Raw genomic sequence first — 14243 nt, 5'->3', positions numbered from 1 at the left:
GTCCAATGATCATGGAGTCGGACATGTAGTCCGGCTCCATAGATTTTTAACCAGGTCAATAATGAATTGGTTACAGTACAGTAAGGAGATACTCAGGAAAGTAAGCTTTGACAGCCAACTTCTAAAGAAAGAATTCAAAAAAGCACTAAGGATGCTTAACCGGAAGGATGGCATTTCTCTGAAACGATGGTTTAAAGAGAAATTTGGAAAAACACACGATGCATCAATTGACAGAAAAAATCAATTACCATGATCATTACTAAATCAACGGGATTACAGGAGCCTTTCAATAAAGGAAAGCTAAAACAATCTCTTTTACGGTCAGGGGCAAATGCTGAACAAGCTGATGAAATTGTTGCAAAAGTAACCGGCATTCTGGTGGATGGAATGTCTACCCGGAAGATTTATAAGAAAGCGTTTCAACTGCTGAAGAATGTGCCAGGCCCGGTTGCGGCAAGGTATAAGCTCAAACATGCCATTATGGAATTGGGGCCTTCGGGTTTCCCCTTCGAGCAATTTGTAGCTGAGCTTCTCAATTACAGTGGTTATACTACCCGTGTCGGTATCATTGTTCGAGGGCATTGCGTAAAGCACGAGATAGATGTGATTGCCGAAAAAGACGAACATCACTTTATGATTGAATGTAAATTCCACAACCGTCAGGGTTATTCCTCCGATGTTAAAATTCCACTTTACATTCAGTCAAGATTTTTGGATGTGGAAAAACAATGGAAAAAGTTGGATGGTCATGCTGAAAAATTTCATCAAGGCTGGGTGGTAACCAATACCCGTTTTTCAGAAGATGCTACTCAGTTCGGACGATGTATGGGGATGAACCTTATTGGTTGGGATCATCCGAAAAATGGGGGATTGAAAGATTGGGTTGACCGTTCCGGTCTTCACCCAGTAACCTGTCTTACCACACTTACCCAAAAAGAGAAACAACAATTATTAGATAGAAAAATAGTGCTATGTAAAACCATTCACCACAATCACACTGTATTGAAAAGTATAGGCATCGGTTCACCAAGATTAGAAAAGGTAATGGATGAATGTTCAGCATTATGTGAGACTTTTTCGGAAAAAATAATCATTAAAAACAACAGAAATGAGTAACAATACAATCAACATCCAGTTTCTCGGAGCAGCCGGAACAGTAACCGGCTCTAAATATCTTATTACTGCATTCGGAAAGAACATCCTTATTGATTGTGGACTTTTTCAAGGTTTGAAAGAATTACGGCTTTTGAATTGGGAACCATTGAGTTTTCCACCCGCCCAGATTGATGTTGTTTTACTTACCCATGCACACCTTGACCATACAGGCTACCTTCCGCGCTTGGTTAAAGAGGGATTTACCGGAAACATTGTTGGCACATCGCCCACATTGCAGGTTGCCGAAATAATTTTAAAAGACAGTGCAAAAATTCAGGAAGAAGATGCAATAAGGGCTAACAAGCATAAATATTCAAGACATAAACCAGCCCTGCCTTTATATGGTCTTGATGATGTAGAGGCAACATTGCCTTTAATGAAATCAAAGCCATTAAATGAATGGTTTCACATCAATGAAAATATACGTTATCGTTTTCGGTATAACGGTCATATTATTGGCGCAACTTTTATAGAGCTTCAGATAGGCGATAAGTTATTGGTTTTTTCAGGTGATATAGGTAGAGAAATTGACCCCTTGTTATTTCCACCCGAAAAACCTGAACATGCCGATATTCTTTTTATTGAAGCTACTTACGGTAACCGTCTGCACCCAAATCGTCAGGCAATTGATGCGTTACAGGAATTAATCAACCGATGCACCAATAGAAACGGAACCATCATTATCCCAAGTTTTTCTGTTGAGCGCACTCAACTGCTCATGTATCTTTTTTGGCAATTAAAAAAGTCAGGAAGAATGAAAGACATTCCCATTTATATGGATAGTCCCATGGGAAGAAATGTGTTGGAAGTATTTCATAAAAACACTTCATGGCATAAACTTTCAAATGAGGAGTGTTCCGAAATGTGCAGTGAGATTAGAAGAATTAAAACAATGGATGAAACCCATGCGCTTGCTGCCGATAGTTCACCGAAAATAATTATTGCCGGAAGCGGTATGGCGGCAGGCGGCAGGGTGCTTACCTATTTTACAAAGTATCTCAGTGATGAAAATGCTACCATACTGTTGGTTGGTTTTCAGGCGGAAGGCACGAGAGGGAGAGCATTACTGGAAGGAGCAAAAGAAATCAAACTCTACGGTAAATATTTTCAGGTAAAGGCAACGATTGAAAACATCGAGGGCTTATCAGGCCATGCAGACCAAAACGGATTGATTGACTGGATGGACAAATTAAAATCCATGCCCGAGAAAATATTTATAGTCCACAGCGAAAAAGAGGGGGCAGAAGGTTTGCGGAAAAAAGTAAAAGAAATCTATAAATGGGAATGCGCAATTCCATCCTTAAACGAATTAATTAACCTCCAAATAAATAAAACATGAAAACAAAAAACATTATCCATGTATGCTTAATGCTGATAACAACATCAGTTTATTCTCAGAAAGACAGCAGTGGCATCTACTTCACTTCAGATGATTTTACAAATCACCGCCTCAGTTATGTAATAAACTGTAAAACACAAAATTTCAGCCGACCTGATTTTTCGGGACAAAATAATTTCCGTAAAGCACAACGATACAGTTTATACTTTTCAAAAAGATAGTGTTTTTGCTGCCAGATATTGTGATAATTCGATTGTTCGTTTTTCAAACAACCAGCAATACCCACTGTTAAACCCTGCGGAAGCTATACTCTTATATAAAGTGGTAAGCGGTTCAGGGATTAAGGGAAGTCCTATTGTTACCAAGTATTATTTCAGCAATGGGGCTAAAGACAGCATTCGGGAACTCACGCTGAATAACATTAAAAAATCATTTCCAGACAATCATAAGTTTCATAATCTTTTGGATATGCAATTCAAAAGCGATGATGAATTGATTGAGTATGACCGGTTTCATAAATGCTATAAAATAAATCAAATCCTTAAATCCTCACTTGAATAATGAAAGCACACAAAGAAATCATCACGAATTGGAATGTGATTACAGGAGGTCCCTGCACAGGAAAAACAACGGTAGTAAACCTGCTTGCCCAAAGAGGTTACAAAACCACCATTGAACATGCACGGCATTACATTGATACCCAAAAAATAAAAGGGCGCACAGTTGAAGAAATACGAGAAAACAAAAAAGAATTTCAATTAGGTGTGCTGAATATGCAGATTGAAGAAGAAGGAACTTTAGATGTAAACGAAATGGTGTTTTTAGACCGTGCCTTGCCCGATGCTATGGCTTATTATCAGTTCTTGGGTTTGGAGTATGACGAGCGACTGGTGGCACAGTGCAATAAGTATTGCTACAAGCATGTATTTATATTAGACCGATTGCCCCTTACAAATGACTACGCACGGTTAGAGGACGAAGCGGAACAAATACGCATACATAATCTCATCATCGCGGTTTACCAGTCTTTTCCCTGCCCTATTGTTCATATTCCAGTATTGCCTCCTAAAGAAAGAGTAGATTTTATCCTCAAACACCTTTAACCTAAACCCAATGAATAAAATTAGCAAACGCAGGTTACAAAATTTAGATGGTCCAAAATGAAAACGAAAGAAGACATAATGGAAAAATCTTCAAATTCTACAGGTCAGGTACACTGGCACAGCTTGCCTGTGGATGAAATTTACAGGAGATTGGATACCTCTCCAGAAGGACTGACAGATAAGTCCGCAGAAGAAAGAAGCTTGAAATACGGATGGAATAAACTACCTGAAAAATCTGGTGTCAATCCGGTAATGAAATTCCTGAAGCACTTTGATAATTTGCTGATTTACATATTGCTGATTGCTGCTGTCATTACAGCCTTAATGGGCAACTGGCTAGTCACAGGAGTCATTTTTGGCGTTGAGCTAATCAATGCTGTGATCGGATATATTCAGGAAAACAAAGCCGAACGTGCTATTCGGGGAATAAGTAATATGTTGCCGGGACACGCAAAAGTAATCCGTTCTAGTCAAACGAAATCTATACTTGCAGAAAGCCTTGTGCCGGGCGACATTGTGCTGCTTAAAGCGGGTGACAAAATTCCGGCAGACATAAGGCTTACAGAAGCAACCAACATGAAGATTGAAGAAGCTGTCTTAACCGGTGAGTCTCTACCTGTGAATAAAACCACAGAGGTATTTCCCGAAGAATCGCTTCCTGCTGACAGGAAATGTATGGCCTATTCGGGAACGCTGGTTACAAACGGAATAGGTACAGGTATTGTGGTCTGCACTGGGGTTCATACTCAAATCGGGCAGATCAGCAAAATGATGGAGAATGTGCAAACCCTTAGCACCCCTTTAATGAGAAAATTTGACCGCTTCGGTAAAATGCTCGCTATCGCAATTATTTTCCTTTCCGCAATATTTTTTATGTTGGGCTATTTTATTCAGGGTTATGCACTGAATGAACTGTTTCTGATAGTGGTTGGTATAGCTGTTTCACTCATACCGGAAGGATTGCCTGTACTAATGACGATAACCCTGGCAAAAGGCGTACTAAAAATGGCCAAGCAAAATGCCATCATCCGAAAACTTCCTTCAGTGGAGACGCTTGGAGAAGTTACGGTGATATGCTCTGATAAAACAGGTACCCTTACCAAGAATGAAATGACAGTTACCGATGTTTTATTGGCCAATAAACAATACACGGTCACGGGAGTGGGATATTCCCCTGTAGGAGAGATTTTCGACAATGGGAAAAAAGTAGCAATGGGTGAATCTGATGGATTCGATGAACTCCTTCAGGGTGTTGCCCTTTGTAGTACTTCGGAAGCCAACAAATCCGGGGATGAGTGGTCAATAATCGGAGATCCAACTGAATCAGCCCTTTTGTCACTTGCTCTCAAGGGTGGCTACTATGGATTTAAAAACAACAAACGGTTGGATATAATACCGTTTGACTCGTCCCAAAAGTTTATGGCGGTTTTAATTCCGGGTGAGCATTTCAATACCATTTATTTAAAGGGTGCCCCTGAAAAGGTTCTGGAAATGTCTGTATTCCACGGCAGTATCGGTCAAAGCGATACCAACTCTCCTGAATGGTGGAAGGAGCAACTTTCATCCTTGGCTTCGGAAGGAAAAAGAATCATAGCAACAGCAAGTAAAAAAGTACCTTTAGATTATAAGAATATTCTATTGAGCGATGTTTTTAATATGGATTTTTTGGGGATAGTGGCTATGATTGACCCTCCTCGACAGGAAGCCATCAAGGCAATTGAACAATGTCATCAGGCAGGGGTAGAAGTCAAAATGATAACCGGAGACCACACCCTTACCGCCAAAGCTATTGGGGAAAGCCTGAACATTGTTAAAGAAGATAATGTAATAAGTGGACCGGAACTTGAAAAATTAAGCGATATAGAATTAGAGGCTGTGGCAAAAAAATATCAGGTATTTGCCCGCACAACGCCTGAACACAAGCTCAGACTTGTAAAGGCACTCCAAAGTAACGGACAAATAGTAGCTATGACGGGTGATGGTGTCAATGATGCCCCCGCACTTAAAAGAGCCGATGTTGGAATTGCTATGGGGATCAAAGGAACAGATGTAACCAAGGATTCCGCAGAAATGATCTTAGCGGATGATAATTTTGCAACTATAGCCAAAGCAGTATTTGAAGGACGTTCCATCTACGACAATCTTAAAAAATCCATCTTGTTTGTCCTGCCAACTAACGGTGCAGAGGGTTTTGTTATGATGGCATCTGTCCTTATAGGAGGACATATGCCCATTACCCCACTCCAAATTTTATGGATTAATTTAGTTACTGCCGTTACACTTGGGTTTGCACTGGCATTTGAACCCGGGGAGCCCAATGTGACAACCCGTCCTCCCCGTAAACCCAATGAACCGATTTTGGACGGATTTCTTATCTGGCGTATAGGGTTTGTTTCAGTTTTATTGGGATCGATCACTCTAATGGTTCACCATTTTTTGATTCAGTTTGGTGCCGATTATGGCCACGCAAGGTCAGCTGCAGTAAACACCCTTGTAGCAGGAGAAGTATTTTATCTCCTTAACTGTCGCTATTTGAGAGAACCAGTGCTGGGTAAAGGTTTCTTCAGTAACCCTAAAGTATTTTATGCAATTAGCTCTGTGGTGCTGATTCAGCTATTCTTTACTTACACTCCATTTATGAACATTTTATTCGATACCACGCCATTGCATACAAGAGAATTAACCTGGATACTGGCGGCAGGTCTTTTGTTTTTCATAATCGTTGAAATTGAAAAGATGATAACAAAAAAGATATTTGACAATGATTCGGAAAAAGGAGGATATTTTAATCCTTTTAAAAAAATTGTTCCTATAAGGAAATCCGAAAACGGAACAATGAAATCTTTGTGGTCTAACCCCTCAAGGAGCAACTTCATGTAAAAAACCTTCAGCCAATACAAATATTTGAGTAAAAATTTCTATCCTTTTCAAATATAATTTGTAATTTTGACCATTGCAACGTTTTAGAAAAATATCGGCCATAATGCTTTCAGCCTTGGTGCTGCTCAGTTCCACGAGCTTCACCCTTGGGATGCACTTTTGCATGGGGCAGTTGGAGAACATTGCATTCTTTTCAGGAGCTGAGCCATGTGAAATGGTCACACAGAAATCACCTTGTGCCACGGATAAGCATGATCCAGATTGCGAACGTCAGCAGGTCACTAAAAAGGGTTGCTGTGAAGACCAGACTTTAGTAATTGAGGGTCATGAAGATCTTACGCAAGTGTCCAAAGTTGCGGTTCCTGATTTTCAAATGATCGCAGTTTTCTACGCTGTGGTATCCTTTCTTTTCAGCGCTCCTGCAGTTGATTATTATTCGTATAACAATTATTCCCCCCCTCTGATTGAGCGTGACATACCTGTGCTCGTTCAATCCTTCCTTATTTAAGCTTTTCATTCTGTTTACCCCCCTGCCGTAGCAGATCTATGGCCAAGGCTAATTCCTCTTGTTCTTCGGAAGCAAGGTCGGGAATCTAAACCGAATGAAACCGTATGTTGGACATCCACTATTCCCACAGGGGAACAGCAGGATGCATTTCCAGGGATTCATCTCGCATTAAATTCATTTTAATCATACTAAAATGCTCAATTCCATAATCAAGTTCTTTCTCGAAAATAAGCTCGTTACCGTTCTCGTATTGCTACTCATTGTAGCCTGGGGCATAGTCACTGCTCCTTTTAACTGGGAGGCAAGTTTCCTCCCACGTGACCCGGTTCCGGTTGATGCCATCCCGGATATTGGAGAAAACCAGCAAATCGTTTTCACTGAATGGATGGGACGTTCTCCACAGGATGTGGAAGATCAGATCACCTACCCGCTTACCACTTCCCTACTTGGCTTGCCCGGTGTAAAAAGCGTTCGAAGTAGTTCAGCCTTCGGCTTTTCCAGTATTTATATCATCTTCAATGAAGATATAGAGTTTTACTGGAGCCGTTCACGTGTACTGGAAAAACTTAACTCTTTACCAAGTGGACTTTTACCCGTTGGTGTCCAGCCCAAATTAGGCCCTGATGCCACCGCCTTAGGCCAGGTGTATTGGTATACGCTGGAAGGCAGGGACAAGGACGGAAACCCTACCGGAGGATGGGACTTACACGAACTGCGCACTATTCAGGACTATTACATCCGCTATGCCCTTACCAGTGTGGAAGGAGTGGCCGAAGTAGCTTCTGTAGGTGGGTATGTCAAGGAATATCAGGTAGATGTCGATCCTGCTGCCCTCAAGGCTCATGGGGTTTCCCTCATGGATGTGATGCAGGCGGTAAGGAACAGCAACATCGATGTAGGTGCCAATACCATTGAGGTCAACAGGGTTGATTATTTTGTAAGAGGACTCGGGTATGTTAAAAAACTAAGTGATTTGGACGAGGCAGTGGTAAAAGTCACGGATAATGTACCGCTTCGCATAAAAGACATTGCAAAGGTCAATATCGGCCCTCAACCACGGAATATGAGCGGCTTACTAGACAAATCAGGTGCCGAAGCTATTGGTGGAGTGGTAATCGCCCGATATGGTGACAATCCGCTTAAAATCATTAATAGTTTAAAGGAAGAAATTGAAAAGATAGCCGTGGGTTTGCCCACTAAAACCCTGGAAGACGGTACGGTATCAAAGGTTACTATTGTTCCCTTTTATGACCGTTCCGGCTTGATTTACGAAACCCTGGGTACACTTAGCGAGGCAATAAGCTTACAGATACTCATTACGATCATCGTCATTATTGTGATGTTGTATAACCTGAGGGCCTCTATTCTCATTTCCGCTTTGTTGCCTCTGGCGGTGTTGATGTGCTTCATTTTCATGAAATACGTTGGGGTAGATGCCAACATTGTGGCCTTGTCGGGTATCGCCATTGCCATAGGTACTATGGTTGACCTGGGCATTATCCTCAATGAAAATATACTCCGTCACATGGATGAGGCTCCTGATGGCCAATCCAAACTGAAAACTGTCTATGACGCTACAACAGAGGTGGCTTCCGCCATCCTGACAGCAGTAAGCACTACCATTGTCAGTTTTTTACCTGTCTTTACACTTCAGGCAGCAGAGGGAAAACTTTTCGGACCATTGGCCTACACAAAGACTTTTGCATTGGTATCGGCTCTGATTTTTACGCTCATCATTATGCCCGCTTTTGCCCATTGGATTTTCTCTATGAAAAAAGGTAAAGGACGATTTGGGCAATATTTCAATTACCTTTTGATAATAACAGGCCCTATTGTAGCATTTACGGTTTGGAACTGGGCAGGATGGGTACTCTTTGGTTTTGGGGTAATCAATGTATTATTACACCATTTTCCGGAAAAATTCGGAAAACACCGGAACCTGATGCTTGTCGGTTTTACGGTAGCCATGGTTGCCTGGCTACTGACTGTCGAATGGGTTCCATTAGGTGTTTCCAATAGTTTGCTAGTCAATTTCCTATTTATTGCAACCATTATTGCAGTGGTGCTGGGGGGCTTTGCCTTGTTCATCCGCCTATATCCCCGAATACTGATGTGGTGCCTTGATCATAAAGCACTGTTTTTTACACTTCCCGCCATCATTCTTTTAATTGGAGCCAATATATGGATGGGTTTCGATAAAGTATTTGGCATCATTCCAAAAGCAACAGAAAAAATGGGCTGGGATATAAGAGAAAGTTCTGGCTGGTCAGCGATGGCAAAAGCTTTCCCTTCAATGGGCAAGGAATTTATGCCTTCACTCGATGAAGGCACCTTCCTGTTGATGCCCACATCAATGCCTCATGCAGGTGTGGAAGAAAACCGGGAAGTTTTGCAAAAACTGGATATGCTGGTAACCGCTATTCCCGAAGTAGAGATGGTAGTAGGTAAGGCAGGTCGTGCAGAAACGGCAATTGATCCGGCCCCAATCTCCATGTTTGAAAACACCATCAGCTATAAAAGTGAATATGTTTCTGATATCAATGGGACTAAACTTCGCTTTAAAGTTAATAGAGATGGGCATTTTGAACTGAAGAACGGAGAGGTATACAACCATGAAACCATGTCTCCGGAGCAAATAGATGTCGGGCTGCTCATTCCTGATTCCGATGGAGAGTATTTCCGTCAATGGCGTGACCATATTAAAACCCCGGATGATATATGGAGCGAAATTATGGGGGTGGTCAATATTCCGGGAGTAACTTCATCTCCAAAGCTGCAGCCGATTGAAACCAGGTTGGTCATGTTGCAAACCGGAATGCGGGCGCCAATGGGTATAAAAGTCTATGGGCCAGATCTCGCAACCATAGAAGGATTTGGACTTCAACTGGAAAAATACCTGAAAGAAGTCCCTTCTGTTAAGACGGAGGCTGTCTTTGCGGATCGAATTGTAGGGAAACCCTATTTGGAAATTGATATCGACCGCATACAGATTGCCAGGTATGGCCTGAGTATCCGTGACGTTCAGGACTATGTGGAAACAGCCATTGGCGGTATGCAAATCAGCACCACCGTTGAAGGAAGGGAGCGTTTCCCTATCAGGGTACGATATGCCCGGGAATGGAGGGATGATCCTTCTTCCATAGAAACCATGCAGGTACCAACCCCCACAGGATCATACATTCCACTGGGGCAATTGGCCAATATTACTTACCGTCCAGGCCCTGAAATGATCCGTGGGGAAAACAGTTTTCTGGTTGGGTACGTGCTGTTGGACAAAAAAGCGGGATTTGCAGAGGTGACGGTAGTGGAGGATGCCCAGCGGTATCTTAAGGAAAAAATAGATTCGGGAGAATTGACAGTTCCGGCCGGGGTACGATACGTTTTTTCGGGCAGTTATGAAAACCAAATCCGCGCAGAAAAACGTCTGGCCATTGTAGTCCCCCTGTGTTTGATAGCCATTTTCCTCATCCTGTACTTCCAATTTAAATCTGTGGCTACCAGTATGATGGTTTTCACTGCCATCGCAATGGCCTTTGCAGGAGGTTTCATGATGCTCTGGCTCTACGGGCAGGGCTGGTTTTTCGACTTTTCAGTCTTTGGTACCAATATGCGGGAATTGTTCCAAATGAAAACCTACAACCTGAGTGTGGCGGTCTGGGTTGGCTTTATTGCCTTGTTCGGGATTGCCACTGATGATGGTGTGGTGGTGGCCACCTACCTCACACAAAGCTTTGAAAAGCACAGCCCGAAAAATATCAAAGAGGTACGAAAAGCAGTTTTGGAGGCGGGTATGAAAAGGGTAAGGCCATGTCTGATGACCACTGCCACAACCCTGCTGGCGCTGCTACCTGTACTCACTTCTTCAGGCAGGGGTTCAGATATCATGATTCCCATGGCGATACCATCGTTCGGGGGAATGGTGGTTGCCTTAATCACCCTTTTGATTGTACCTGTTTTGTATAGTTGGTGGGGGGAAAGAAGAGTGGAAAACAATCCTGAAGTATTTTCGGAATCATAAAAAAGAAGACATGAGAAAATTAGTAATAATAGCGCTTTTCTGTCTGGGGGTACAGGTTCCCGGACTTTCACAAAGTCTGGAAGAATACCTTCGGATTGCCGCAGAGAATAATCCTGAGCTGAAAGCCTACTTCAATGATTATAGCGCAGCCCTGGAGCGTGTGCCACAGGTAGGCTCTTTACCCGATCCTGAACTGGATATGGGCTTTTTCCTGAGGCCAATGGAGTTCCCCATGGGAAACCAAAGGGCACAGCTCCAATTGATGCAAATGTTCCCCTGGTTTGGCACCCTGGGTGCCAGAAAAGATGAGGCCAGTAAAATGGCCCTCGCCCGGTTTGAATTATTCCAGGATGTCCAAAATCGACTGGTTTTTCAAGTAAAAAACACCTGGTACCGGCTTTACGAGCTTGAAGAAGAAATCAGGATTGTTCAGGAGAACCTGGATATCCTGAACCAATATGAAAGGTTGGCATTGATACGTTTTCAAAGTGCCGGTACAAGTTCCGGTTCAGGAGGTATGCAAAGGAATGCATCAATGAAGGAAGAATCCGGATCATCATCTTCCGGTGGAATGGGCAATATGGGCAGTGGTACGAATCCTGGTGCAAAAGGCGCATCTACAGCAGGCAGGAGTACATCTTCCACTTCTCCCTCAATGGGGGGTGGCGGATCAGGAATGAGCGATGTGCTTAGAGTAAGGATGGAAATCAAAGAATTGGAAAACACGCTGGCATTGCTATTGGATTCCAGATTTCCCTTGCAGGCTGAATTCAACCAGCTGCTCAATCGGGACATCAATGATAAAGTGACCATATCTGACACATTGGATGACTTTCCCTTAAACATAGCGCGGTTGGCACTATTGGACAGCATTACCCAAAACAATCCCATGCTGAAGATGCTGGATGCGGAAGAGGAGGCTTATGAAGCACAAAAAAGAATGGCCAAACTTGAAGGAAGGCCCATGCTGGGGGCTGGAGTTACCTACATGCCTTTTAGCCCACGAACCGAAAACGGAACGCCCATGGGCGGTGATGATATGGTGATGCCAATGGTACGCTTATCCATCCCAATTTATAGAAAAAAATACAATGCCCTGCAAAAAGAAGCAGAGTTGAGGCAAACCGCTGTGCAGCAAAGAAGGGAAAATACGGTCAACCAGCTTTCTACAGAATGGGCTAGTGCCATGCGCACCTTGGATGACGCCCAAAGAAGGGTACGCTTATACAGGGAACAGACCGACTTGGCCAGACAAACCTTAAATCTCCTGATGATTTCATATTCGACAGAGGGAAGGGAATTTGAAGAAGTCCTTAGGGTACAACAACAGTTGCTCGACTATCAACTCCGATGGATCACTGCAATTGTAGATCAATATACTACGCTGGCAGTGCTTGAAAACCTGGCTGCCTCCAATCTCAACTGACATTTTAACATTTAAGACAATGAAAGAAATATTTAAAAACAAAAAAGTCCTCCTTATCATACTAATGGCAGTAGTGCTGGGAGGACTGATGGGATGGTGGATAAAACCATCTTCAGACCACCAAGATGAAGAATTTCATCAGCACGAGCTGTCGGAAGACGGCCAGATATGGACATGTTCCATGCACCCACAAATCAGGCTCTCGGAACCGGGGAGCTGTCCGATTTGCGGAATGGACCTGATACCGGCATCATCCAAAAGATCGGCAGCAGATGCCAATCCGATGATACATGAAATGACCCCCCAAGCAGTGGCTATGGCCAATATCCATACCTCAAGGGTGACGGGAGTTTCCCCAGAGGGGGAACTTTTCCTCACAGGCAAAGTGAAGGCCGATGAACGCCAGTTGGCTTCCGTTACGGCAAAATTTCCCGGGCGAATAGAGCAGCTCTTTGTAAACTTCACAGGGCAGGTCGTAAGAACCGGGGAACGATTGGCCACCATTTATTCGCCTGAGTTGGTTACAGCCCAAAAGGAATTATTGGAAGCTGCCTCCACTAAAGAGACCTACCCCCAGCTCTACACTGCTGCACGTGAAAAGTTAAGGTTGTGGAAACTCAATGAAAACCAAATCGATGAGATAGAAAAAACAGGAAAAGTTAGGGATCAGTTTGATGTGCTTTCAGATAAAAGCGGGATCGTAACCCAGCGAAACATTGCAGTAGGCGATTATGTAAACACCGGATCCATACTGTTTGATGTTGTGGATTTGAGCAGGGTGTGGATCATGATCGATGCGTACGAATCCGATCTGCCATTTGTAAAAATTGGTGATGAAGTAAGCTTTACGGCTGCCGGGATCCCCGGACAAACATTCACAGCAAAGGTCACTTACATAGACCCGGTCATCAATCCCGGCACCCGGGCAGCCTCCGTTCGGGCAGAAGCTAATAACAGAAGTGGAGAACTGCGGCCTGAGATGTTCATCAATGCACGGGTAAAAACTACGCTTCGGAAAGGACAATCATCTTTGGCCATACCACGTACAGCTTTGCTTTGGTCAGGAAAACGATCCATTGTGTATGTAAAAGTGCAGGACTCAGAGTTTCCAGCATTTGAAATGCGGGAAATCACCATAGGTTCCCGTATGGGCGAAATGTACTTAGTGGAAGCTGGCCTTGAAGCTGGAGAAGAAATAGTAACCAATGGAGTATTTTCCATTGATGCTGCCGCACAGCTTTCAGGGAACTACAGCATGCTCATGCGACCAAAAACCAAAACTATGGAAGTTCCCCAGTCTTTCCGTCAACAAATCACAGCCTTGGCTGATGCATACTTCAAAATCAAAGATGGCTTGGTGGCGGATGATACAAAGGCTACAAAATCCGCCCTGAGCCAATTGGACTTAGCCTTGGGCAAGGTAAGTATGGACGGGCTGAAGGGCAAGACCCATGATCATTGGATGGCGCTGAAGCAGCAGCTGGCTGAGGCAGCCAAAATGATGCAGGGTGAAGAAACCCTTGTCGGCCTAAGGCAGCATTTCTCAATGCTCTCTGAAAACATGCTGGAAGTCACCGAATCCTTCGGACTGGAAAAAGACAAAGTGTTCAAAGATTTCTGCCCGATGGCTTTCGACAACAAAGGGGCTTTTTGGCTAAGTGAAACTGAAGAAATCCGAAACCCATATTTTGGTGAGTCCATGCTCTCCTGTGGTGAGGTAAAAAAGACTTATCTCAAAGGCCAAAAAGTTTTTGAGGAAGGAGGCCCTGCCAAGCAAGCAGCTGGTGGTCATAATCACTAAAAATTACGGATAA

At 43.3% G+C, this 14243-nt stretch carries 9 protein-coding genes; all 9 read left to right on the top strand.

Annotation, left to right across the window (positions count from 1 at the left end; translation table 11 throughout):
- The first annotated feature begins 61 nt into the window (after positions 1-61).
- The 9 genes from B9A52_RS16595 to B9A52_RS16550 all read left to right on the top strand — a co-directional run bounded on the left by B9A52_RS16595 (position 62) and on the right by B9A52_RS16550 (position 14230).
- Positions 62-253 (top strand): hypothetical protein, encoded by a 192-nt coding sequence (locus B9A52_RS16595; RefSeq protein ID WP_084097266.1) that lies wholly within the window; start codon positions 62-64, stop codon positions 251-253.
- Entirely contained in the window at positions 250-1116 is an 867-nt protein-coding gene (locus B9A52_RS16590; protein WP_084121532.1) for a restriction endonuclease, read from the top strand. Before B9A52_RS16595 ends, B9A52_RS16590 begins: the two co-directional genes overlap by 4 nt.
- Positions 1109-2494, top strand: coding sequence for an MBL fold metallo-hydrolase RNA specificity domain-containing protein (locus tag B9A52_RS16585; RefSeq protein WP_084121531.1), 1386 nt, complete (start codon positions 1109-1111; stop codon positions 2492-2494). Before B9A52_RS16590 ends, B9A52_RS16585 begins: the two co-directional genes overlap by 8 nt.
- A gap of 560 nt (positions 2495-3054) precedes the next feature.
- Positions 3055-3597 carry an AAA family ATPase gene (locus B9A52_RS16575; RefSeq protein WP_084121529.1) on the top strand — a complete coding sequence of 181 codons (543 nt, stop codon included), beginning with the start codon at positions 3055-3057 and terminating at the stop codon, positions 3595-3597.
- A 57-nt stretch (positions 3598-3654) separates the two neighbouring features.
- On the top strand, positions 3655-6477 hold the full coding sequence (locus B9A52_RS16570) for a cation-transporting P-type ATPase (RefSeq protein WP_197687234.1): 2823 nt from the start codon (positions 3655-3657) through the stop codon (positions 6475-6477).
- Positions 6478-6550: 73 nt separating this feature from the next.
- Positions 6551-6985 carry an HYC_CC_PP family protein gene (locus tag B9A52_RS16565; RefSeq protein WP_449371666.1) on the top strand — a complete coding sequence of 145 codons (435 nt, stop codon included), beginning with the start codon at positions 6551-6553 and terminating at the stop codon, positions 6983-6985.
- A 193-nt stretch (positions 6986-7178) separates the two neighbouring features.
- The gene (locus tag B9A52_RS16560; RefSeq protein ID WP_084121527.1) at positions 7179-11003 is read left to right on the top strand and encodes an efflux RND transporter permease subunit; all 3825 of its coding nucleotides are present in this window, start codon (positions 7179-7181) and stop codon (positions 11001-11003) included.
- Between the two features lie 10 nt (positions 11004-11013).
- Entirely contained in the window at positions 11014-12429 is a 1416-nt protein-coding gene (locus tag B9A52_RS16555; protein WP_084121526.1) for a TolC family protein, read from the top strand.
- A gap of 19 nt (positions 12430-12448) precedes the next feature.
- Positions 12449-14230: an efflux RND transporter periplasmic adaptor subunit gene (locus tag B9A52_RS16550; RefSeq protein WP_084121525.1), complete on the top strand. Its 1782-nt coding sequence runs from the start codon at positions 12449-12451 to the stop codon at positions 14228-14230.
- Positions 14231-14243 lie beyond the last annotated feature (13 nt).

The sequence above is a fragment of the Aquiflexum balticum DSM 16537 genome (genome assembly GCF_900176595.1).
In the GTDB taxonomy this organism is placed as follows: domain Bacteria; phylum Bacteroidota; class Bacteroidia; order Cytophagales; family Cyclobacteriaceae; genus Aquiflexum; species Aquiflexum balticum.
This window is presented reverse-complemented; position numbering and strand designations above follow the sequence as displayed.

Bases quoted from the DNA above. Each gene is read 5' to 3' on its own strand.
- B9A52_RS16595 (WP_084097266.1), top strand. From the start codon at position 62: ATGAATTGGTTACAGTACAGTAAGGAGATACTCAGGAAAGTAAGCTTT.
- B9A52_RS16590 (WP_084121532.1), top strand. From the start codon at position 250: ATGATCATTACTAAATCAACGGGATTACAGGAGCCTTTCAATAAAGGA.
- B9A52_RS16585 (WP_084121531.1), top strand. From the start codon at position 1,109: ATGAGTAACAATACAATCAACATCCAGTTTCTCGGAGCAGCCGGAACA.
- B9A52_RS16575 (WP_084121529.1), top strand. From the start codon at position 3,055: ATGAAAGCACACAAAGAAATCATCACGAATTGGAATGTGATTACAGGA.
- B9A52_RS16570 (WP_197687234.1), top strand. From the start codon at position 3,655: ATGAAAACGAAAGAAGACATAATGGAAAAATCTTCAAATTCTACAGGT.
- B9A52_RS16560 (WP_084121527.1), top strand. From the start codon at position 7,179: ATGCTCAATTCCATAATCAAGTTCTTTCTCGAAAATAAGCTCGTTACC.
- B9A52_RS16555 (WP_084121526.1), top strand. From the start codon at position 11,014: ATGAGAAAATTAGTAATAATAGCGCTTTTCTGTCTGGGGGTACAGGTT.
- B9A52_RS16550 (WP_084121525.1), top strand. From the start codon at position 12,449: ATGAAAGAAATATTTAAAAACAAAAAAGTCCTCCTTATCATACTAATG.